We start from the raw sequence: 20893 nt of genomic DNA, 5'->3' as shown, positions 1-20893 counted from the left end.
CCATGTTTTCCAAACTGATGGGCTGGATTGACTATCGCTTTCCGCTCACTGCCATGTACAACGACCATATGGCCAAGTACCCGGCACCAAAGAACCTGAATTTCTGGTACTTCTTTGGTTCGCTGGCCATGTTGGTACTGGTTAATCAGATCATCACCGGCATCTGGCTGACCATGAACTACAACCCCTCCGCTGAGGGTGCCTTTGCCTCAGTCGAATACATAATGCGTGATGTGGACTACGGCTGGCTGCTGCGCTACATGCACTCCACTGGGGCCTCTGCGTTCTTTGTGGTTGTGTATCTGCATATGTTCCGCGGCATGATCTATGGCTCTTATCAGAAGCCGCGTGAGCTGCTCTGGATCTTCGGCATGCTGATCTTCCTGGTGCTGATGGCGGAAGCCTTCATGGGATATCTGCTGCCCTGGGGCCAGATGTCATTTTGGGGGGCTCAGGTCATCATCTCGTTGTTTGGTGCCATTCCGGTGATCGGAGAGGATCTGACCCTGTGGATCCGTGGTGACTATGTCATCTCGGGGGCGACCCTGAACCGCTTCTTCGCGCTACATGTCATAGCGTTGCCGCTGGTGCTGGTGATGTTGGTGGCCATGCATATACTGGCGTTGCACGAAGTGGGTTCCAACAACCCTGACGGCATCGACATCAAGAAGCACAAGGATGCTAACGGCTGGCCGCTGGATGCGGTGGCTTTCCACCCTTACTTCACCGTCAAGGACATGATCGGCGTGGCCGGTTTCCTGTTCTTCTTCTGCGCCATCATCTTCTTCAAGCCGGATATGTGGGGCTACTTCCTCGAGAAGCCGAACTTTGAAGTGGCCAATGGTCTGAAAACGCCCGAGCACATTGCGCCCGTGTGGTACTTCACTCCCTTCTACGCCATTTTGCGTGCGGTACCTGACAAGTTGCTGGGTGTCATCATGATGGGGCTCTCCATCGTAGTGCTGTTCCTGCTGCCCTGGCTGGATCGTTGCAAGGTGCGCTCCGTTCGCTATCGCAGCACGCTGCACAAGCTGAATATTGCCCAGTTCGTGGTCTGCTTCGTCATTCTCGGTATCCTCGGTGTCTTGCCATCGACCCCGACCTTGACCCTGGTTGCCCAGTTCTGCTCGCTGGGGTATTTCGGGTTCTTTGTTCTGCTGTTCTTCTACAGCAAGAATGAGCGTACCAAGCCGCTGCCGGAGAGGGTGACATTCAAATGAAAAGAATAATATTTGCAGTGCTGGCCCTGCTGCCCAGCCTGGCGCTTGCTGCAGGCGGTACTTTCCCGCTGGACAAGGCCGACTATGACCTGAGTGACAAGGCGTCTCTGCAGCGCGGTGCCACGACTTTCATGAACTACTGTGCCGGTTGTCACTCTACCCAGTACCAGCGCTACAACCGCGTTGCGCAAGACCTGGAGATTCCTGATGAGCTGATGAGGGAAAATCTTATCTTCACGGGAGCCAAAATCGGCGATCTGATGAAAATCTCCATGTCGGAGAAGGATGCGGCCAAGTGGTTTGGTGCACCGCCTCCCGATCTGACCCTGGTAGCGAGGGTGCGCGGGGCTGACTGGGTTTATACCTATTTGCGCTCTTTCTACGTGGATGAGACTCGTCCGTTTGGCGTGAACAACGCTGTTTTCCCGTCCGTGGGCATGCCTCACGTACTGGAGCCGCTGCAAGGCACACCCCGTGCCGAGTTTGCGACCCACACTGTGGATGGGGTGGACGTACAGCAGGTTGTCAGTGTCAAATCTGACGGCAACGGTGAAATGAATAACGAAGAGTATGATCAGACGGTACTGGATCTGGTAAACTTCTTGGTCTACTCGGCTGAACCGGTACAACAGGAGCGCGAACGCATGGGCTTCTGGGTACTTGGATTCATCGTAATCTTCTTCATCTTCACTGTGCTGTTGAAGAAGGAATTCTGGCGCGACGTTCACTAAGCGACCAGATCCGGGTAATATAATGCACGGCAATGAAGACCAAGATGCTTCATTGCCGTTTCTGCTTTTTAATGACGGGAGGGTTCAATGGCTGTAGCTGCCAATAAGCGTTCGGTAATGACGCTGTTTTCCGGTGCCAACGATATGTTCAGCCATCAGGTGCGTATTGTCCTGGCGGAGAAGGGTGTTAGCGTAGATATTTGCCAGGTTGACCCAAGCAACTTGCCGGATGAGCTGGCCGAGCTGAACCCGTACAACACTGTACCGACTCTGGTCGATCGTGAGCTGGCACTGTACACCTCACGCATCATCATGGAGTATCTGGACGAGCGCTTCCCGCACCCGCCCCTGATGCCGGTTTACCCGGTTGCCCGTGGTAACAGCCGTCTGATGATGCATCGCATCGAGCTGGACTGGTACTCCCTGGCCGACAAGATCATGGCAGGTACCGATGTCGATGCGGCGCGTGCCGAATTGCGTGACAACCTGCTGGCCATCGCGCCGATCTTCGGTGAAATGCCGTATTTCATGAGCGAAGAGTTCGGTCTGGTCGATTGCTACATGGCACCGCTGTTGTGGCGTCTGCCCAGTCTGGGGATCGATTTCGCCGGTCGTGGTGCCAAAGAGCTGAAAGCCTACATGGTTCGTCTGTTCGAGCGTGAATCTTTCCAGGCTTCATTGACTGAAGCTGAACGTGAGATCCGCGCTGGCGTATGAGCATGGAACCAACAATGACACCCAGTCGCCCGTATCTGTTACGGGCGTTCTTTGACTGGTTGCTGGATAACGAGCTGACACCGCATCTGGTGGTCAACGTCAATATCCCCCATGTGATGGTGCCGATGCAGTTTGTTCAGGATGGACAGATAGTCCTGAACATAGCGCCGCGTGCTGTGGGGCAGTTCCACATGGACAATGAAGCAGTCAGCTTCAGTGCCCGTTTTGGCGGTGTCTCCCAGCAGGTTTATATCCCTATGGCCGCCATACTGGCGATTCATGCCAGGGAGAACGGCGTGGGTACCATGTTCCCGCCCGAGCCAGGTTACGACCTCTGGCTGGAGCAGGCCGAAGCACCGGTGGAGCCCGAGCCGGAACCACCGCGGCCGACCGGTCGGCCGACGCTGAAAGTCATCAAATAAAAAAACGCAGCCAACTGGCTGCGTTTTTTTATATCTGTTTGCTACCTGCGTGTCAGTTCTGGGCGAACTCGAACGCTTTGATCACGCGCTTCACACCACTGACGTGACGGGCTATTTCAACGGCGTGGTCTCCTTCCTGGCGAGTCACCAGGCCAATCAGGAACACCTCGCCGTTCTCGGTGACCACCTTGACCTTGGCGCTGTCGAAGTTCTTGGCCCCCAGCATGTCTGCACGGACCTTGGAGGTGATCCAGGAGTCATTGCTGCGTACCCCTATGCTGACTGGCTGGCCGAGTCGCAGCTCATTGTAGACGTGCCGTACGCCATCGATGCGGGCAACTATTTTGCCAGCCTCGAGCTTGTAAGCGTCAGAAGGTGTCTGGCCGACCAGCAGTACGCGACCGTTGTTGCTGTAGACGCTGATCTTGCTGGCTGCACTCAAGGGTTTGTTGTCGGCCAACAGATTGGCAGCTTTCAGTTCGATGGCTTGATCATCCCACTGGGCACCCAGAGTGCGGCGATCGCCGGAAGCCTTGGCAGTGCCTGCGGCACCGCCTACCACCACGGCTGCGCAGCCTTGCAGCAGCAGGGTGCCAGCCAACAGGCCGAGCAGGAGAGTTTGCTTCTTCATGGTTTCAATCTTCCTGTTGCGGGAAAAGTGTCTGGTCGATGAGATCACACAGGCAGTGCAGGGTCAACAGGTTAACCTCCAGAATACGGGGGCGTCGAGCGGATGGTACCCGGATCTCCACATCGTTGGGACCGAGCAGTCCGGCGATTTCCCCACCGTCTCCCCCGCCGAGTACCACTATGGTCATATCCCGTGAAAGAGCGGCCTCTGCGGCCTTGATCAGGCTGCGGCTGTTGCCTGTCGTGGTGATGACCACCAGGATGTCGCCGGCTTGCCCCAGGGCTCTGATCTGTTTGGCATAGACCTCTTCGAAGCCATGATCGGTGGCGATGGCGCTGATGGTGGCCATGTCTGGGGTCAGTGCCATGCCCGGCAGGGAAGGGCGTTCGGTCTCGTAACAGTTGACCAGCTCGGAGATGAACAGCTGGGCCAACGCCGCAGAGGGACCATTACCGCATGCCATCACCTTGTGGCCATTGAGCAGACAGATGGTCAGCATCTGGGCCGCAGTATGGATAGCGTCCGGCAGTGCCTCGGCGGCGGCAATTTTGGTCTGGATGCTTTCGGTGTAGTTTTCTTTGATGCGGTCAGTCATAGGGTCCTCTTAAAATGCGTTCTGGATCCAGTTTGGCTGGTCATCCTCAAACGCGATCACATCGAATCGGCAGGCCTGACTGGCCTCGTTGATGGCATGTTGCGTTAAATAGTGGCGCGCTGCCAGCACGATCTTGTGCTGTTTGCGCCGGGTGACAGAGCTGGCGGCCCCGCCATGGCTGGCATGAGCGCGGTATCTGACCTCAACAAACACCAGGGTATTCCCCTGGCGCATGATGAGATCGATTTCGCCGCCGCGGCAGCGGTAGTTGCGCGTCACGGGTTGCAGGCCGCGAGCCTGCAACCAGCGTTCCGCTACTTGCTCAAAGTATTGTCCCTTGCTCGTCGGTGACGGAAACAGGTTCTGCCACTGCTGACTCATACGTGCCAATAGATCCTTCATTGGGGGCTCCCTCAAGCTGAGGTGCTGCACTGTCGCTGACCAGTGCACCATTCTGGTAGGTGGCCCAATCCAGTACCCGCACAATGTTGCCATTGGCATCCACGCTCAGCTGTCCGCTCATGCCTGGTTGCTGCATGACATTGACCTTGCGCATCTGCGGCAGGTTTTCTGCCAGGCTGACGGCATCGTAGCCCAGTGCGAACAGGCGCATCAGATCACCCTGGGTCTGCGGCCAGAGCAGTGCGATCTGCTCCCGTTGCTGCTCGTAGCCACCCAGCAGCAGCGGCATGTCTGAAATGTGCATACCATTGAGCTCGGAGGCGACCTCTGTGGTAGCGCTGTCGTAGCTGCGTGAGCTGCTGTAGATGGGCAGGCTGCCCATGGGATTGACCGAGATGTCCACGTAGGGCTTGATCATCCGGGTCTCCAGGCTATTGGCGACCACGTAGACCACATCTATGCTGCGTGGCGCGGCTGCCGATAGTTGTACCACCTCCCCGGCCCGTGTGGTCGAGCGACCACTCAGAGCATTCTTGACCATGCCCTGCACTTCGTTACGAGCACCAAAGGTGGCCACGACCGGCTTGTCCTGACTCACTGTGGCCCACGCCTGCTCGAATGCCTTGATACTGCTGTAGCCAATTCGGCCCTGGGCAGCGATCAGCAGCGGTTTTCGGTAACCCTGACCGTAGAGATATTGCGCGGCCTGGGCTGCATCGGCAGCGGCAGAGAGCGAGAAGTAGAAGGTGCTGTCGTTGACGATAGGTTTGTCCAACTCGTTCAGCGCCAGCACGGGCACGGTCGGATTGGCCTTGAGCAGCTCCTCGACTCTGTCCTTGAGCAGCGGGCCAATGATCATGTTGGCCCCTTCCTGAATGGCTTGCTTGTAGAGTTCGCCCATCGCCTTGGTCTGGGTGTCGTAGAAGTTCAGGGTAAATTGGCTCTGATTCTCCTTGTAAGACATCAACATACCGTTGCGAATGGCGGCGCCCTGCGGCTCGAGATTGCCCGAGAGCGGCAGGAACACGGCGATCTGCTGCAGCGCATTGATGTGGCTGGTGGCGAGATCCCCCAGACCGGCTGGCATGTCTTTCTGGGCCGGGTGGTCAGGGAAAGCCTGTTTCCATCCTGCCAGCTGACGGGCCAGCTGACTGGGCTGGGCACCGAACTCGTTAACCAGTGCCGCCAGTCGCAGCCAACCTGTGGTCACGTCAGGGGCCGGCGCCTCTTCCAGTGCCTGCAAGGTGGAGGGTGTCATGCTCTTTAGCAGAGACCAGATTTGCTGATGGTTGGTCGCCAGCTCATTCTGGGCCAGATAGGGCTCCATCAAGATCAGCGACTTGGCTGCACCAAACTTGTTGTTGATATCCAGCTGCAGCACTACCCGCTGGCGATACCAATTTTTCTGCGTATCGGCATCCAGCGGCACGTCCGGTTTACCCTCCAGCAGGATCAGCGCCTGGTTGGCGTTGCCCTGGGCGAGCAACAGATGTGCCTGCAACAGTTGCAGCTGCGCTTTCTGCTCCGCGCTCTGGGCCTGCTTCTGTAGTTGCTGGTATAGCGCCGATGCCGGCTTGGCCTGGCCGAGTGCCAAATAGCTGCGTGCCGCCATCACCTGCCAGGTAAAGGCTTCGGCAGGTTTGACAGGATCCACCTGCTCCAGATACCACTGGGCATTTTTGGTCAGATCCGAGAAGGCCGATGGCATACCTGGCTGCCCGGAAGGTTGATTGGGCCCCGACGCACAGGCGGCGAGCAGTGCTGCCGCGAGTATGATGCCGAAGAGTCGTGATACACTTAGCTGCTTTGTAACCCGGTTCAAGTTCATTCCCCGACCAGTGTTGAAGTTCCCCATAGTGTAAACGGGCCAATATGGCGACACAATTGTCGGGACACTCGGAGATCCCATGAGTGACATCCCAACCCTGTATATAGTCCCCACTCCGATCGGTAATCTGGCGGACATTACCCAGCGTGCATTGGACATTTTACGCCGTGTCGATCTGGTGGCTGCCGAGGATACGCGTCATACCGGTATCCTGCTGAGCCACTACCAAATCTCGGTACCCACCTTCGCGCTGCACGATCATAACGAGCAGCAGAAAGCCGATGTGCTGATCGGCCGGATCAAGGAAGGCAAGACCGTCGCTCTGGTCTCCGATGCGGGGACTCCGCTCATCAGCGACCCAGGCTACCACTTGGTCACCCGCTGTCGCGAAGCAGGCGTCAAGGTGGTACCACTGCCTGGTCCTTGTGCCGCCATCACGGCCCTGAGCGCAGCCGGTTTGCCGACCGACCGCTTCGCCTTCGAAGGATTTTTGCCCGCCAAAAGCAAAGGGCGTGATGATCGATTGCAGGCTGTGATCGAAGACACCCGCTCACTGGTATTTTATGAATCCCCACGTCGGGTGCAGGACACGGTAGAAGCGATTGCTCGCATTCTGGGGGAGCGTCAGGTGGTGGTGTGTCGCGAATTGACCAAGACCTTCGAATCCATCCATGGTCTGCCCGCGTCCGAGATGCTGACCTGGCTTGGTCAGGATGATAACCGCTGCCGTGGCGAGATAGTGCTGGTGGTAGCGGGAGCCAGCAAAACGGAAGAAGAGCTGCCCGCCGAGGCGATCCGTACCCTGGGGTTGCTGGTGACCGAGTTGCCACTGAAAAAAGCGGCTGCGCTCACCGCAGAAATCCATGGTGTGAAGAAAAATGCCCTCTACAAGTACGGATTAGAGCACTATTAATTGCTGTAAACGGGAATTGCCGGTTTACCCCGTGCGTATCGCAAGGCTATAATCCGCGCCTCGGAGTTGGCTGGGCAATCGCTGCTTCGTCGTTGTGTCCCTCGGGACAGACGGGCGGAGGGGAGGAAAGTCCGGGCTTCATAGGGCAGGGTGCCAGGTAACGCCTGGGGGGCGTGAGCCTACGACCAGTGCAACAGAGAGCAAACCGCCGATGGCCCGCAAGGGATCAGGTAAGGGTGAAAGGGTGCGGTAAGAGCGCACCGCGCGTCTGGTAACAGTTCGTGGCACGGTAAACTCCACCCGAAGCAAGACCAAATAGGCCCCTATTGGCGCGGCCCGCGTTGGGGGCGGGTAGGTTGCTTGAGCCAGCGAGCGATTGCTGGCCTAGAGGAATGATTGCTACCCGGGGCAACCCGGTACAGAACCCGGCTTACAGGCCGACTCCGACCTCATTCCGAAGAGCCCCGCGATTTATCGTGGGGCTCTTTTTTATTTTCGGAGAAATATTGCCCTGTTTGAGCCGTGATATTTGTTGATAAATGATTCTTCACCAAAATTGTTATTTATAAATCATATGGTTATGGTTCATCTGTGTGCAGCGTGAGCGTTGTTTGTCGTTGGGCCAACGAGAGATGACACTGGAGTGTCTTATTCGTTCGACTTGTTTATTTTTTAATTGATTTCAATTAATCATATCGCTGTTAACACAAATAACCTGTGGAAAATCAACTCATTTAATCCTTAGTGACCAAACGCTGCGTCAATATGTTCCCCATGCCCGATATCCTCGCTTGAAAAGCCCTCAGCACGTCCTTAAACTTCAAGGTGGGGAAAAGTGGATCAAAGTGGTTTTTATCGGGCGATTTGCCCCCTTAACTCATTTTCAGGGACTGCAATTTGTTGCGTGGTGCACATGCCATCAGCCTGGACAGTAAAGGGCGACTGGCGATTCCGACCAAGTACCGTGATTGGCTACGCGACGAAAGCGACGGCCAGCTGGTCTGCACCATAGATATTGCCCATCCTTGTCTGCTGCTTTACCCCCTGAACGAATGGGAAGAGATCGAGCGCAAGCTCAAGATGCTTTCCAGCATGAATCCCGTAGAACGCCGCTTGCAGCGGTTGTTGCTCGGCCATGCGACCGAATGCGAGCTGGACGGCAATGGCCGTCTGCTGCTGAGCCAGCCACTGCGCAGCCACGCAGGGCTGGACAAGAAGATCATGCTGGTGGGCCAGCTCAACAAGTTTGAGCTGTGGGATGAAGCCCGCTGGCAACAACAGGTCAATGATGACATTCAGGGCCTGCCTGAGGATGACTGGGCAAGCTCGCCACGACTACAGGATTTTTCTTTATAAATGACCCAAGCCGCTGAACACATCACAGTGCTGTTGCACGAAGCCGTTGAAGGGCTGGCCATCAAGCCGGACGGCATCTACGTGGACGGTACTTTTGGCCGGGGTGGTCACTCTCGTCTCATTCTCCAGCACCTTGGCCCCTACGGCCGGCTGATCGCCATCGATCGGGATCCCCAGGCCATTGCAGAGGCGGCCAAGATCCAGGATCCCCGTTTTGAAATCGTGCATGGTCCCTTCTCCGGTATCGTCTCCTATCTGGATGAGCGCGGTTTGCTGGGCAAAGTGGATGGCTTCCTGCTGGATCTCGGTGTCTCTTCACCCCAGCTGGATGATGCCGAACGTGGTTTCAGTTTCATGAAGGACGGCCCGCTCGACATGCGCATGGATCCCACCTCCGGCCAGAGTGCCGCGCAGTGGCTGGCCCGTGCCGATGTAGATGACATTGCCTGGGTCTTGAAGACCTTCGGTGAGGAGCGCTTTGCCAAGAAAATAGCCCGCGCCATCGTCCACGATCGGGTCACCGAGCCCTACGTACGCACCCGCCAGCTGGCTGAGATGATTGCCCGGGTCAATCCGAGCAAGGAGAAGGGCAAGCACGCTGCCACACGCAGCTTCCAGGCGATCCGTATCTATATCAACAGCGAACTGGACGAGATAGAGACAGCGCTGGACGGTGCACTGCAGGCGTTGGCGCCAGAAGGGCGCCTCTCCGTCATCAGCTTCCACTCGCTGGAAGACCGGCTGGTGAAACACTTTATCCGCAAACACGAGAAAGGCCCCGAAGTGCCGCGCGGTATCCCTTTGACCGAAGCTCAACTGGCCGGTGGTCGCAAATTGAAATCGGTCGGCAAGGCGCTCAAGCCTTCCGAGCATGAAGTCACCGAAAACAGCCGATCCCGCAGCTCTGTGCTGCGGGTCGCCCAGCGTCTGGCGGAGTAAGCCATGAGCGAGGTGCGTGTGCATCTGGCCAAAGAGATCCTCGCTGATCTCTGGCGGCACAAGTTGCCGGTTGTACTGGCCTTTGCCGTGCTGATCACCGCCTTTGGCGTGATCCTGGTGACCAACATGACTCGCGGTCTGACAGCCAAGCAGAACGATCTGATGGCCGAGGAGGATCGACTCAACATCGAATGGCGCCACCTGCTGCTAGAACAGGGCACCCTGGCTGAGCATTCCCGAGTGGCGAGTCTGGCCATGGACAAGTTGCAGATGGCTCGCCCGCTGGTGACCACCGAGAAGGTAATTACACAACCATGAAACGCAAGGCATCTGCCAAGACTCCACCCAAAGCCAAAGCGCCGTCACTCTATCCGTGGCGCTTTCGCACGCTGGTGTTCTTTATCGGCATTGCGTTTGCCGGCCTGATCCTGCGGCTGGCCTGGATCCAGGTAATTGATCCGGATCGACTGCGCCAGGAAGGGGATATGCGTTCCCTGCGAACCACCTCCACCCAGGCTGTGCGTGGCATGATCACGGATCGCAACGGCGAACAGCTGGCGGTGTCAGTACCGGTAGAAGCGGTCTGGGCCGACCCCAAAACCGTGCACGAATCTGGCGCCATCCATAATGAGCGCGCCTGGCTCGCGCTCTCTGCCGTGCTCAAGCTCGACATCAATACCCTCAAGCACCGCATCTCCAACCCGAGCAAGCGCTTCGTCTACCTGCAGCGGCAGGTGACACCGGCAGTGGCGGAATACATCAAGGGCCTCAAGCTGGGCGGCATTTATCTGCGTCCCGAGGCGCGTCGCTTCTATCCGACCGGCGAGATCAGCGCCCATCTGGTGGGGGTAACCAACATAGATGGCAGTGGCATCGAGGGGATCGAACGCAGCTACAACGAGTGGTTGACGGCGACGCCGGGCGAGATGCGGGTGCGCAAAGACCGCCAGGGCAGAGTCATAGAGCGACTCGGGCTGGTCAAAGAGGGCAAGAACGCCAACGATCTGCAGCTGAGCATCGATCAGCGGGTACAGGCGCTCGCCTATCGAGCCCTCAAGCATGCCACCGACGAGAACAAGGCGACGTCCGGCTCCATGGTGATGCTGGATATCAAGACCGGCGAGGTACTCGCCATGGTCAACACCCCCTCCTACAACCCGAACAACCGCGGTCAGTACCAGAGTTTTCGGGTGCGCAATCGGGTAGTGACAGATACCTATGAGCCGGGGTCGACCATCAAGCCCCTGATCCTGTTGAGCGCCCTGCAGGCGGGTGTCACCAGCTGGAAGGACATTATCCCGGGTGGGCCCCTGTTTATCGGGGCCAAGCAGATCCGCGACGTGAGTATCCACAAAGCGACCAACCTGTATGACATATTGCGCTACTCCTCCAACATCGGCATGTCGCGCATCGCGCTGCGGATGCCGGCGCAGGAGATGATCAATACCCTCAGCATGGTCGGCTTCGGCATGGACACGGGCAGTGGTCTGATGGGCGAGAGCAGCGGCATGCTGCCCCAGCGCCGCCGCTGGTCCGATATCGAGCGGGCAACCCTCTCTTTTGGCTATGGTCTGCGGGTCACCCCGCTGCAACTGGCGTCTGCCTATGCCACCCTGGCCAACAAGGGCAAGCGGGTGCCGCTTTCCATCGTCAAGGTAACCACGCCGCCCAAGGGTGAACAGGTCATCGACCACAACAATGCCACCGCCATGCTGCAGGCGCTGGAGTATGTGGTCAGCAATGCCATTCCGAAAGCACAGATCCCTGGCTATCGGGTTGGCGGCAAGAGTGGTACCGCCAAAGTCGCCGTCGCCGGCGGTTACGGCAAGGACTACATGGCCTGGTTTGCCGGTTTCGCCCCGGCCAGCAATCCCCGTTTTGTCATGGTGGTGGTGATCAACGAGCCAAAGGGCAGCGCTTACTATGGCGGTGCCGTGGCGACGCCACCGTTTGCCGAGGCCATGGGTGGTGTGCTGCAACTTTTCAATATTCGTCCCGATGCGATACCGCCTTCGGTACCGCCCAAGCTTGCCCGTACGGAGGCCACCCATGCTGCGCCACGTACTTGATCTGCTGCATTCCTTGTTTGTTCCTGTTGTTCTCGGGGCCTTTTCCATGTCGCTTTACCGTTTGAGCACCCGCCTTCTCGCCTGTACGGAGGCTTCCCATGTTGCACCGCGCACTTGATTCACTGCTGCGCCCCTTCGGCATCAGTGCTCCGGCGCTCAGCCTCACCGATATCCAGCTGGACAGTCGGCGGGTCGGGCCAGGCTGTCTCTTTATCGCTATCCGCGGGCATCAGATGGATGGCAGACGGTTTATCGAACAGGCGGTGGCTCAGGGAGCGACCGCCATCGTGTTTGAGGAGGACGGGGAATTTGTCGCGCCACTTCTGACCATTCCCTGCATCGGGATCCGTGATCTGCCTGCCAGGCTCTCCGAGCTGGCTGGCTATTTTTACGGGCAACCAGCCAGCAAGCTGGATCTGGTGGGCATCACTGGTACCAACGGCAAGAGCACCACTGCGCTGCTGGTTGCCAACTGGCGCACCCTGCTGGGTGGCAAGGCCGGCGTGATGGGCACCATAGGCAATGGTCTGTTCGGTGAGCTGGTTGAAGCAGAAAACACTACCGGCAGTGCAGTGCAGGTGCAGGCCAATCTTGCGAGCCTGCAACAGCAGGGCGCGGATCTAGTAGCGATGGAGGTGTCCAGCCATGGTCTGGTACAGCATCGCGTTGCGGCGCTGCCGTTTGCTGCCGCCGTTTTCACCAACCTGAGCCGGGATCATCTGGACTACCACGGCACAATGGAAGCCTATGGCGCCGCCAAGGAAGAGCTGCTCAAACTGGTCGATGAACCCTGCGCCGTCATCAATGCCGATGACCGGCTGGGGCGCCAGTGGCTGGCGGCCTATCCCGCTGCGGTGGCATTCAGCGTAAACGGCCCGATTGCAGACCATCCGGGTCGACAGCTGACGGCGCAGGATCCCCACTTCCACCAACAAGGTTTTCGCACACAGATTAACTCCAGTTGGGGGAATGGTGTATTATCCGCCCCCTTGCTCGGGCGCTTCAACGTCAGCAATGTGCTGGCCGCCATGGGTGCCATGCTGGTGCTCGGTTATGACTTCAACGTGCTGCTGGCAACCGCGCCTCAATTGCAGCCGGTGACCGGTCGCATGGAGTGCTTCGGTGGCGGCAATGCACCGCTCGCCGTGGTCGATTATGCCCATACCCCGGACGCGCTGGAGAAGGCGTTGCAGGCTCTGCGGGTGCACTGCGAAGGTCAGCTCTGGTGTCTGGTAGGGTGCGGTGGCGACCGGGATCGCGGCAAGCGCCCCATGATGGCTGCCATGGCAGAGCAGCATGCGGATCGCGTGATCCTCACCGACGACAACCCCCGTACCGAGGAGCCGGCCCAGATCATGGCGGACATGGTGGCGGGCCTTCGCGATCCTGCTGCCGTGCAGATTGAGCACGACAGGGTCAAGGCGATTGCACTGGCCCTCGGTCAGGCGAGCAAACAGGACATCATCCTGGTGGCCGGTAAGGGCCACGAGGATTATCAGATCATTGGAACCGACAAGCGGCACTACAGCGACCGGGAAACCGTCGCCGCCGCCTTGCACACATTATTGGAGTCATTCACATGATGACCCTCAGGCTTGCCGACCTGGCACAGGTGCTCGATGCGCGTCTGATCGGTGAAGACGGCGAGATCACGACTGTCAGTACCGACACCCGCACCTTGGGGAAGGGCGCCTTGTTTGTTGCGCTGCGCGGTGAGCGTTTTGATGCCCACGATTTTTGCGATCAGGCCGTTGCCGCAGGGGCGTCTGCCCTGCTGGTGGAGCGCGAGCTGCCATTGGCCATTCCACAGCTTGTCGTGACCGACAGTCTCAAGGGGCTGGGGCATATCGGCAAGCTGGTGCGTGAGCGCATCAATCCGAAAGTGCTGGCCATTACCGGTAGCTGTGGCAAGACAACGGTGAAAGAGATGGCGACCGCCATCTTGCGCCACGAAGGGGAAGTGCTGGCCACCGCCGGCAACTTCAACAATGAAGTGGGCGTGCCGCTGACCCTGTTGCGGCTCGAACCGCAGCACCAGTTTGCGGTGATGGAGCTGGGTGCGAACCACCCGGGCGAGATCGCCTGGACCACGTCGCTGGCCCGACCCGATGCCGCCCTCATCAATAACGTGGCGGCGGCCCATCTGGAGGGCTTCGGCTCCCTTGAGGGTGTCTTTCACGCCAAGAGCGAGATTTTTGAAGGTCTGAGCGAGCAGGGAACCGCCATCGTCAACGCCGATAGCGCCTTCTGGCCCAAGTGGCAGGCAGCCGGGATCCACTGTGCCTTCTCCATCGAGGATCAGAATCAGCCTTTCCATGCCCGTGGCATCGCGCTCAACGGGCAGGGCTGCGCCGAATTCGTGATGGTGACGCCGAACGGGGAATTGAGCCTGACTCTGGCCATTCCAGGTCGCCACAACGTGGCCAATGCCCTGGCTGCTGCCGCAGGCTGTCTGGCACTTGGTGCCTCGCTTGCCTCCGTCAAGGCGGGGCTGGAGCAGATGGCGCCGGTCAAGGGACGCTTTTGCGTACAGCGCTGGGGTGGGCTCACTCTGGTGGATGACACCTATAACGCCAGCGTGGAGTCCGTACTGGCGGGCATCGATGCCCTGACTGCCATGGGTGGCTACAAGGTGCTGGTATTCGGTGACATGAAGGAGTTGGGTGAGGAGTCTGCCGAGCAACACGCCCGGGTCGGACGCCATGCCAGTGAGTGCGGTCTGGACGCCGTGCTGACAGTAGGGGAACAGAGTCGCCACACCGCAGATGCCGCGGCTGGTCGACATTTCGATAACAAGGCGTCGTTGTTTGAAGTGCTTGCGCAAATGATAAATACACATCAAGAAATTTCGATTCTGGTCAAAGGTGCCCGCGGCTCCCGCATGGAAGATATCGTCAAGATGGTCGTTGACCGTCAGGAGTCAGCCACATGCTAGTCTGGCTGGCGGAACTGCTCACCCCGCACTTCACCTTCTTCAACGTCTTCTCCTACCTGACGTTTCGCGCCATTTTGTCGATCATCACGGGTCTGGTGGTGGCGCTCTGGATGGGGCCTCACCTCATCCGTCGTCTGCAGATCCTGAAATTCGGCCAGGTGATCCGCAACGACGGCCCCGAATCCCATCTGAGCAAACGGGGTACCCCGACCATGGGGGGGCTGATGATCATCGCAGCCATCTTCATCTCTGTGCTGCTCTGGAGCCGTCTCGACAACCCCTATGTCTGGCTGGTGCTGTTCGTGCTCGGTGCCTACGGTGCCATCGGCTTTGCCGATGACTACCTCAAGGTGGTGCGCAAGAATACCGACGGCCTGATCGCCCGCTGGAAGTACTTCTGGCAATCCGCCGTTGCGCTGTTGGTGGCTGTGTTCCTCTATACCACGGCCACCCATGACGGCCAGACCCAGCTGGTGGTGCCCTTCCTCAAGGATGTGATGCCGCAGCTGGGGCTGATGTTCATAGTGCTGACCTACTTCGTCATCGTCGGCACCTCCAACGCGGTTAACCTGACCGACGGTCTGGATGGTCTGGCCATCATGCCGACCGTGATGGTGGCAGGGGGCTTTGCCCTGATCGCCTGGGCGACCGGCAACGTCAACTTCGCCAACTACCTGCATATTCCCTACGTGCCCTATACCTCCGAGCTGGTGATCGTTTGCACCGCCATCGTCGGGGCGGGTCTGGGCTTTCTCTGGTTCAATACCTATCCGGCCCAGGTCTTCATGGGGGATGTCGGTTCCCTGGCCCTCGGCGGCGCGCTTGGCACCATAGCCGTGCTGGTGCGCCAGGAGTTTCTGCTGGTGATCATGGGGGGGGTCTTCGTGATGGAGACTGTCTCCGTGATCCTGCAGGTGGGATCCTACAAGTTGCGCGGCGTGCGCATCTTCCGCATGGCGCCAATCCATCACCATTATGAGAAGAAAGGCTGGCCGGAGCCGCGCGTTATCGTGCGTTTCTGGATCATCACTCTCATGCTGGTGCTGCTTGGCCTCGCCACACTGAAGGTGAGGTAAGCCATGGTCATCATCATAGGACTCGGTAAAACCGGACTCTCCTGCGTCGATTACTTCCTCGGCCGTGGCGTCACGCCTCTGGTGATGGATACCCGCGCCAATCCACCTGGCAAGGATCAACTGCCCGCCGAGGTAGAACTGATCCATGGGCTGGATGGCGATCTGCTCAAGCAGGCGCACATGATAGTGGCGAGCCCGGGCATTGCCCTGGCCACTCCCGAACTGAAAGCTGCGGCCGAGTTCGGGGTGAGTATCGTTGGCGATATCGAGCTGTTCGTGCGCGAGACCCAGGTGCCGGTGATCGCCATCACGGGTTCCAACGGCAAGAGCACAGTCACCACACTGGTCGGCGAGATGATTGCCGAGGCCGGCCTCAAGGTTGGCGTCGGTGGCAACATAGGCACGCCAGCGCTGGAGCTGCTCAAGCAGCCGATGGATCTCTGCGTGCTGGAGCTTTCCAGCTTCCAGCTGGAGACCACCCACAGCCTGCGTGCCGCCGCCTCCGTGGTGCTGAACCTGTCTGAAGATCATATGGATCGTTATCAGGGGATGGCCGATTACCGCGCCGCCAAGATGGAGATCCACCAGCATTCCAAACACATTCTGGTCAACCGGGACGATGCCCAGACCCAGCCCGACGTGGGTCAGGTATGGCAGAGCTTCGGTCTCGACTGCAACGGCTATGGCCGCTGCCTGCTGGATGGCCGCCACTGGTTGACCCTGCACGGTGAGCCGCTGCTCCCCGTGGACGAAATGAAGATCGTCGGTGCCCACAATCAGGCGAATGCTCTGGCCGCCATGGCCCTGTGCGATGCGGTGGGCATTCCCCGCGAGCCGCAACTCGCCGTGCTGCGCCGTTTTGAAGGCCTGCCCCACCGCGCCCGCTTCGTGCGGGAGGTGAACGGAGTGCGCTGGATCAACGATTCCAAGGCCACCAATGTGGGCGCCACTCTGGCTGCCGTGGCCGGTGTGCGGGAAGCGGTCAAGGGACGCCTGTTGCTGCTGGCCGGTGGTCAGGGCAAGGGACAGGATTTTGGTCCGCTGCAGGCACTACTTGGCCACCAGATCGATCACATGTATTGCTTCGGTCAGGATGCCGACATACTGCTCGCCCTCGGTGAGCAAACCGAGCGGGTATCTGACCTCGATGCCGCCGTGGCCAAGGCCGCGGCCGATGCCAGACCGGGTGACTGGGTGTTGCTGGCGCCCGCCTGCGCCAGCCTGGATCAATTCAAGTCGTTCGAAGCCCGTGGTGATCACTTCACCAAAATGGTGCTGGCACTATGAGCGCCCTTCGCTCCGTCGCAGGATTGCTGCAACGCTGGTTGTTACCGGCGCGCCCTGCGGGTCTCTACGATCGGCAGCTGGTGGTGCTGGCGCTGGCATTGATGGCGGTGGGGCTGGTGATAGTGGCCTCGGCCTCGATCCCGGAGGGGATCGCCATCAACAACGATCCCTTCATGTTCGTGAAGCGTCACGGCCTGTTTCTGGTGATGGCCCTTGGCATCTCCTGGTTTGTGCTGCAAGTGCCCATGGCACGCTGGCAGCATTACAACGGTCCCATGCTGGTACTCGCCATCCTGATGCTGGTGCTGGTGTTGCTGGTGGGGCGTAGCGTCAACGGTTCTATCCGCTGGCTGCCCCTTGGCCCCTTCAACCTGCAACCGGCGGAGTTTGGCAAGCTGGCGCTGTTTGTCTATCTGGCGGGCTACCTGGTGCGCCGCCAGAGCGAGGTGCGCGAGCGCTTCATCGGCTTCATGAAGCCGATGGCCGTGCTGTTCGTGGTCGCTATTCTGCTGCTGGCCCAGCCTGATCTGGGTTCTGTGGTCGTGATGTTTGTCACCTCTCTGGGGATGTTGTTTCTGGCGGGGGCGCGCCTGGGCCAGTTCATCGGTCTTATCCTGGTAGGGGTGAGCGCCGTAGTGACTCTGGTTATCGCCGAGCCGTACCGGATGCGGCGGGTGACCTCCTTCCTCGACCCTTGGGCCGATCCGTTCGGCAGCGGTTACCAGCTGACCCAGTCGTTGATGGCGTTTGGTCGTGGCAGCTGGTTTGGTGAGGGGCTTGGCAACTCCATCCAGAAGATGGAATACCTGCCGGAAGCCCACACTGACTTCGTGTTTGCGATCCTGGGTGAAGAGCTGGGTTATGCCGGCGTGCTGGGCGCGCTGTTTCTCATTTTTGCGCTCTCGTTCAAGGCGCTCAAGCTGGGTCACCAGGCTCTGGTTGCCGAGCGCTTGTATGAAGGCTATCTGGCCATTGGCATCGGTATCTGGTTCAGCTTCCAGACCTTCGTCAACGTCGGCGCCGCCAGCGGTATGATGCCCACCAAGGGGCTGACCCTGCCGCTGGTCAGTTATGGCGGTTCCAGTCTCATCATCATGATGGTGGCGGTGAGCATGCTGGTTCGTATCGATTTCGAGTTGCGTCAGGCCAGTGCCCAGGCGCGCGTGCGGGAGGTTTCGTGAGCAAGACACTGCTGGTGATGGCAGGCGGTACTGGGGGCCATGTGTTCCCTGGCCTGGCCGTGGCCGATCGCCTCAAGGCCCAGGGCTGGACCATCCACTGGCTCGGCACCGCCGACCGTATGGAGGCCGAGCTGGTGCCCGCCCACGGTTATCCCATCTCCTTCATCGACATTCAGGGAGTGCGTGGCAACGGCATCAAGCGTCTGCTGGCTGCACCCTATCGCATCGTCAAATCGGTGCTGCAGGCTCGCCGCGTGCTCAAGACCATACGGCCCGACGTTGTGCTCGGCATGGGCGGCTTTGCCTCAGGCCCTGGCGGCGTGGCGGCCTGGCTGTCCGGTATTCCTCTGCTGCTGCACGAACAGAATGCGGCGGCCGGCCTGACCAACAAACTGCTGGCGCGCCTCGCCAAACGGGTGCTGATGGCCTTCCCGGGGGCATTTGCGCCGAGTCGTCGCACCGCTGTGGTGGGCAACCCGGTTCGACCCGAAGTGGTCGCCTTGCCGGATCCGCAGCGAAGCAGCAGCACAGAGCCGCTGCATCTGCTGATCGTCGGTGGCAGCCTGGGAGCCCGGGTGCTCAACGAACAGGTGCCAGCGTCGGTTGCGGCTGCCGGCGTGCCGATTGAAGTGCGTCACCAGTGTGGCAAGGGCAACCGTGAATCTGTCGCACAGGCGTATGCCAAACAGGGCGTCGAGGCCGAGGTGAGCGAGTTTATCAAGGACATGGCCGATGCCTATGCCTGGGCCGATCTGGTGGTGTGTCGCGCGGGGGCCCTGACCGTCTCCGAAGTGGCCGCTGCCGGCGTCGCCGCCATTTTTGTGCCACTGCCCCATGCGGTGGATGATCACCAGACCCGCAACGCCCTGACCCTGGTCGATGGTGGCGCTGCTGAATTCCTGCCCCAATCCGAGCTGACCACTGCCTCTCTGGCTGCGCGTCTCTCCTGGCTTGCCGGGCGCAGGGAAACCCTATTGAACATGGCCCAGGCCGCCCGTCGTGTTGCCATTACCGATGCCGCCGAGCGGGTTGCCGATGAATGCAAACGACTTGCAGCCGGGCAGAATGAGAGAGAACTATGACCAAGGTTGAACTGGCAAAACTGCGTACCATGATCCCTGAAATGCGTCGGGTGCGTCGCATCCACTTTATCGGCATAGGTGGCGCCGGTATGGGCGGGATCGCCGAGGTGCTTGCCAATGAAGGGTATCAGGTGACCGGTTCTGATCTGGCCCGAAATGCGGTGACTGAGCGACTGGCGTCGCTGGGTGCCCATATCTTCGTGGGGCACAGTGCCGAACACGTGAGCGAGGCGAGCGTGGTGGTGGTCTCTACCGCCATCAAGCAGGATAACCCCGAGTTGCTGGCTGCCCGCGAGTTGCGCATACCCGTGGTGCGCCGCGCCGAGATGCTGGCCGAGCTGATGCGTTTTCGTCATGGTATCGCCATAGCGGGGACGCATGGCAAGACCACCACCACCAGTCTGGTGGCGAGCATCTATGCCGAAGCGGACCGGGATCCGACCTTCGTCATTGGCGGTCTGCTCAACAGTGCCGGTACCAATGCGCGTCTGGGCAGCAGCCGTTACCTGATTGCAGAAGCGGACGAGAGCGATGCCTCCTTCCTGCATCTGCAGCCCATGGTTTCCATCGTGACCAACATCGAAGCGGATCACATGGAAACCTACGGTGGCGACTTTTCCAAGCTGAAGGCCACCTTCATCGACTTTTTGCACAACCTGCCGTTTTACGGTCTGGCCGTGGTGTGTGTGGATGACCCCGTGATCCGTGGCATGTTGCCCGAGATCGCTCGCCCGACCATCACCTACGGTCTGAGCGACGACGCCGATGTGCAGGTACTGGACTTCGTGCAGACCAGCAATCGCAGCTGTTTCCGGGTACGTCGCAAGGATGCAGGCGAGCTGGCAGTGACCTTGAACCTGCCTGGCATCCACAATGCGCTCAATGCTGCCGCAGCGATTGCTGTCGCTACCGAAGACGGGATCGGCGATGATGCCATCATATGTGCGCTGGCCAAGTTTGAAGGGGTAGGACGCCGCTTCCAGCAATATGGTGAATTCGAGACAGGTCGTGGCAAGGCCATGCTGGTGGATGACTATGGTCACCACCCGAGCGAAGTCAAGGTGACCATCAATGCCGCACGCGCCGGTTGGCCGGACAAGCGCCTGGTCATGGTGTTCCAGCCACACCGCTATACCCGTACCCGCGATCTCTATGAAGACTTCTCGGACGTGCTCTCCAAGGTGGATGTGCTGGTGATGCTGGAAGTCTATGCCGCCGGCGAAGAGCCAATCCCCGGGGCCGATGGTCGAGCCTTGTGCCGCTCCATCCGTTCCCGTGGCAGCCTGGAACCCATCTTTGCCGCTACTCCGGACGATGTTCCTGCGATACTGGCGGACCTGATTGGCGAGGGGGATCTGGTGCTGACCCAGGGGGCCGGGAACGTAGGTGCCTTGTCCCGTCGGCTCAGTGAGATGAAATTGAGCATCGACAGCATGAAATCCGGCGCCTGAGGGCCCAATGAGTATTTTGACCGCCAAGCCGGCGCCTATATAATGGCGAGCCGGTCTG

Annotated in this window: 20 protein-coding genes and 1 other RNA gene; 17 read left to right on the top strand and 4 right to left on the bottom strand. The window is 59.3% G+C overall.

The genetic code is table 11. The annotated features are described in order from the left end of the window. The first annotated feature begins 2 nt into the window (after positions 1 to 2). From AACX78_RS19345 to AACX78_RS19330, 4 genes are all read left to right on the top strand, one after another. Entirely contained in the window at positions 3 to 1220 is a 1218-nt protein-coding gene (locus AACX78_RS19345; protein WP_059112781.1) for a cytochrome b, read from the top strand. Then, a complete protein-coding gene (locus tag AACX78_RS19340) occupies positions 1217 to 1951 on the top strand; it encodes a cytochrome c1 (protein ID WP_059112782.1) in 735 nt (244 codons plus the stop codon). Before AACX78_RS19345 ends, AACX78_RS19340 begins: the two co-directional genes overlap by 4 nt. A gap of 87 nt (positions 1952 to 2038) precedes the next feature. Then, positions 2039 to 2668, top strand: coding sequence for a stringent starvation protein SspA (sspA, locus tag AACX78_RS19335; RefSeq protein WP_005314352.1), 630 nt, complete (start codon positions 2039 to 2041; stop codon positions 2666 to 2668). Beyond that, entirely contained in the window at positions 2665 to 3090 is a 426-nt protein-coding gene (locus AACX78_RS19330) for a ClpXP protease specificity-enhancing factor (protein ID WP_201302899.1), read from the top strand. The genes sspA and AACX78_RS19330 overlap by 4 nt, the downstream gene beginning before the upstream one ends. Positions 3091 to 3142: 52 nt before the next feature. Here AACX78_RS19330 and dolP read toward each other — a convergent pair whose 3' ends face one another. From dolP to AACX78_RS19310, 4 genes are read right to left on the bottom strand one after another with little or no spacing between them, the layout of a single operon-like run. Then, positions 3143 to 3721: a division/outer membrane stress-associated lipid-binding lipoprotein gene (gene dolP, locus AACX78_RS19325; RefSeq protein WP_021140321.1), complete on the bottom strand. Its 579-nt coding sequence runs from the start codon at positions 3719 to 3721 to the stop codon at positions 3143 to 3145. Positions 3722 to 3725: 4 nt separating this feature from the next. Then, complete coding sequence (locus tag AACX78_RS19320; RefSeq protein ID WP_005314325.1) at positions 3726 to 4316, bottom strand: SIS domain-containing protein; 591 nt, start codon at positions 4314 to 4316, stop codon at positions 3726 to 3728. Between the two features lie 9 nt (positions 4317 to 4325). Beyond that, the gene (locus tag AACX78_RS19315) at positions 4326 to 4697 is read right to left on the bottom strand and encodes a YraN family protein (protein ID WP_201302898.1); all 372 of its coding nucleotides are present in this window, start codon (positions 4695 to 4697) and stop codon (positions 4326 to 4328) included. Further along, complete coding sequence (locus AACX78_RS19310) at positions 4639 to 6426, bottom strand: penicillin-binding protein activator (RefSeq protein WP_236556359.1); 1788 nt, start codon at positions 6424 to 6426, stop codon at positions 4639 to 4641. The genes AACX78_RS19315 and AACX78_RS19310 overlap by 59 nt, the downstream gene beginning before the upstream one ends. A 199-nt stretch (positions 6427 to 6625) precedes the next feature. Between AACX78_RS19310 and rsmI the strand changes: the two genes are divergently transcribed. The 13 genes from rsmI to murC all read left to right on the top strand — a co-directional run bounded on the left by rsmI (position 6626) and on the right by murC (position 20835). Then, on the top strand, positions 6626 to 7459 hold the full coding sequence (rsmI, locus tag AACX78_RS19305) for a 16S rRNA (cytidine(1402)-2'-O)-methyltransferase (RefSeq protein ID WP_159167135.1): 834 nt from the start codon (positions 6626 to 6628) through the stop codon (positions 7457 to 7459). Positions 7460 to 7521: 62 nt separating this feature from the next. Beyond that, an RNA gene (rnpB, locus tag AACX78_RS19300) (RNase P RNA component class A) lies at positions 7522 to 7908 on the top strand. Positions 7909 to 8356: 448 nt separating this feature from the next. After that, positions 8357 to 8815 carry a division/cell wall cluster transcriptional repressor MraZ gene (gene mraZ, locus AACX78_RS19295; RefSeq protein ID WP_021140324.1) on the top strand — a complete coding sequence of 153 codons (459 nt, stop codon included), beginning with the start codon at positions 8357 to 8359 and terminating at the stop codon, positions 8813 to 8815. Continuing rightward, entirely contained in the window at positions 8816 to 9754 is a 939-nt protein-coding gene (gene rsmH, locus AACX78_RS19290; protein WP_159167134.1) for a 16S rRNA (cytosine(1402)-N(4))-methyltransferase RsmH, read from the top strand. 3 nt (positions 9755 to 9757) lie between these two features. Then, positions 9758 to 10072, top strand: coding sequence for a cell division protein FtsL (gene ftsL / locus AACX78_RS19285; RefSeq protein WP_005314205.1), 315 nt, complete (start codon positions 9758 to 9760; stop codon positions 10070 to 10072). After that, positions 10069 to 11823, top strand: coding sequence for a peptidoglycan glycosyltransferase FtsI (locus AACX78_RS19280; protein WP_005314203.1), 1755 nt, complete (start codon positions 10069 to 10071; stop codon positions 11821 to 11823). Before ftsL ends, AACX78_RS19280 begins: the two co-directional genes overlap by 4 nt. A 98-nt stretch (positions 11824 to 11921) precedes the next feature. After that, positions 11922 to 13406, top strand: a complete 1485-nt coding sequence (gene murE / locus AACX78_RS19275; RefSeq protein WP_159167133.1) for a UDP-N-acetylmuramoyl-L-alanyl-D-glutamate--2,6-diaminopimelate ligase — start codon at positions 11922 to 11924, stop codon at positions 13404 to 13406. After that, complete coding sequence (gene murF, locus AACX78_RS19270; RefSeq protein ID WP_021140328.1) at positions 13403 to 14758, top strand: UDP-N-acetylmuramoyl-tripeptide--D-alanyl-D-alanine ligase; 1356 nt, start codon at positions 13403 to 13405, stop codon at positions 14756 to 14758. The genes murE and murF overlap by 4 nt, the downstream gene beginning before the upstream one ends. After that, on the top strand, positions 14752 to 15834 hold the full coding sequence (gene mraY, locus AACX78_RS19265) for a phospho-N-acetylmuramoyl-pentapeptide-transferase (protein ID WP_005314196.1): 1083 nt from the start codon (positions 14752 to 14754) through the stop codon (positions 15832 to 15834). Before murF ends, mraY begins: the two co-directional genes overlap by 7 nt. A gap of 3 nt (positions 15835 to 15837) precedes the next feature. After that, positions 15838 to 17121 (top strand): UDP-N-acetylmuramoyl-L-alanine--D-glutamate ligase, encoded by a 1284-nt coding sequence (murD, locus tag AACX78_RS19260; RefSeq protein WP_021140329.1) that lies wholly within the window; start codon positions 15838 to 15840, stop codon positions 17119 to 17121. After that, on the top strand, positions 17118 to 18302 hold the full coding sequence (ftsW, locus tag AACX78_RS19255; RefSeq protein ID WP_005314192.1) for a cell division protein FtsW: 1185 nt from the start codon (positions 17118 to 17120) through the stop codon (positions 18300 to 18302). The genes murD and ftsW overlap by 4 nt, the downstream gene beginning before the upstream one ends. Then, positions 18299 to 19384 carry an undecaprenyldiphospho-muramoylpentapeptide beta-N-acetylglucosaminyltransferase gene (gene murG, locus AACX78_RS19250; protein WP_159167132.1) on the top strand — a complete coding sequence of 362 codons (1086 nt, stop codon included), beginning with the start codon at positions 18299 to 18301 and terminating at the stop codon, positions 19382 to 19384. Before ftsW ends, murG begins: the two co-directional genes overlap by 4 nt. Further along, a complete protein-coding gene (gene murC, locus AACX78_RS19245; RefSeq protein ID WP_058394594.1) occupies positions 19381 to 20835 on the top strand; it encodes a UDP-N-acetylmuramate--L-alanine ligase in 1455 nt (484 codons plus the stop codon). Before murG ends, murC begins: the two co-directional genes overlap by 4 nt. Positions 20836 to 20893 lie beyond the last annotated feature (58 nt).

Origin of the sequence: Aeromonas sp. 9A, from assembly GCF_963900955.1 — a bacterium.
Classification (GTDB): domain Bacteria; phylum Pseudomonadota; class Gammaproteobacteria; order Enterobacterales; family Aeromonadaceae; genus Aeromonas; species Aeromonas salmonicida.
This window is presented reverse-complemented; position numbering and strand designations above follow the sequence as displayed.

What these genes read in the sequence shown, in the direction of transcription:
- ftsL (WP_005314205.1), top strand. Translation starts at nt 9,758, where the DNA reads ATGAGCGAGGTGCGTGTGCATCTGGCCAAAGAGATCCTCGCTGATCTC.
- rsmH (WP_159167134.1), top strand. Translation starts at nt 8,816, where the DNA reads ATGACCCAAGCCGCTGAACACATCACAGTGCTGTTGCACGAAGCCGTT.
- murE (WP_159167133.1), top strand. Translation starts at nt 11,922, where the DNA reads ATGTTGCACCGCGCACTTGATTCACTGCTGCGCCCCTTCGGCATCAGT.
- AACX78_RS19330 (WP_201302899.1), top strand. Translation starts at nt 2,665, where the DNA reads ATGAGCATGGAACCAACAATGACACCCAGTCGCCCGTATCTGTTACGG.
- AACX78_RS19280 (WP_005314203.1), top strand. Translation starts at nt 10,069, where the DNA reads ATGAAACGCAAGGCATCTGCCAAGACTCCACCCAAAGCCAAAGCGCCG.
- AACX78_RS19340 (WP_059112782.1), top strand. Translation starts at nt 1,217, where the DNA reads ATGAAAAGAATAATATTTGCAGTGCTGGCCCTGCTGCCCAGCCTGGCG.
- AACX78_RS19315 (WP_201302898.1), bottom strand. Translation starts at nt 4,697, where the DNA reads ATGAGTCAGCAGTGGCAGAACCTGTTTCCGTCACCGACGAGCAAGGGA.
- murC (WP_058394594.1), top strand. Translation starts at nt 19,381, where the DNA reads ATGACCAAGGTTGAACTGGCAAAACTGCGTACCATGATCCCTGAAATG.
- mraY (WP_005314196.1), top strand. Translation starts at nt 14,752, where the DNA reads ATGCTAGTCTGGCTGGCGGAACTGCTCACCCCGCACTTCACCTTCTTC.
- AACX78_RS19320 (WP_005314325.1), bottom strand. Translation starts at nt 4,316, where the DNA reads ATGACTGACCGCATCAAAGAAAACTACACCGAAAGCATCCAGACCAAA.
- sspA (WP_005314352.1), top strand. Translation starts at nt 2,039, where the DNA reads ATGGCTGTAGCTGCCAATAAGCGTTCGGTAATGACGCTGTTTTCCGGT.
- ftsW (WP_005314192.1), top strand. Translation starts at nt 17,118, where the DNA reads ATGAGCGCCCTTCGCTCCGTCGCAGGATTGCTGCAACGCTGGTTGTTA.
- rsmI (WP_159167135.1), top strand. Translation starts at nt 6,626, where the DNA reads ATGAGTGACATCCCAACCCTGTATATAGTCCCCACTCCGATCGGTAAT.
- dolP (WP_021140321.1), bottom strand. Translation starts at nt 3,721, where the DNA reads ATGAAGAAGCAAACTCTCCTGCTCGGCCTGTTGGCTGGCACCCTGCTG.
- AACX78_RS19345 (WP_059112781.1), top strand. Translation starts at nt 3, where the DNA reads ATGTTTTCCAAACTGATGGGCTGGATTGACTATCGCTTTCCGCTCACT.
- AACX78_RS19310 (WP_236556359.1), bottom strand. Translation starts at nt 6,426, where the DNA reads ATGCCATCGGCCTTCTCGGATCTGACCAAAAATGCCCAGTGGTATCTG.
- murF (WP_021140328.1), top strand. Translation starts at nt 13,403, where the DNA reads ATGATGACCCTCAGGCTTGCCGACCTGGCACAGGTGCTCGATGCGCGT.
- murD (WP_021140329.1), top strand. Translation starts at nt 15,838, where the DNA reads ATGGTCATCATCATAGGACTCGGTAAAACCGGACTCTCCTGCGTCGAT.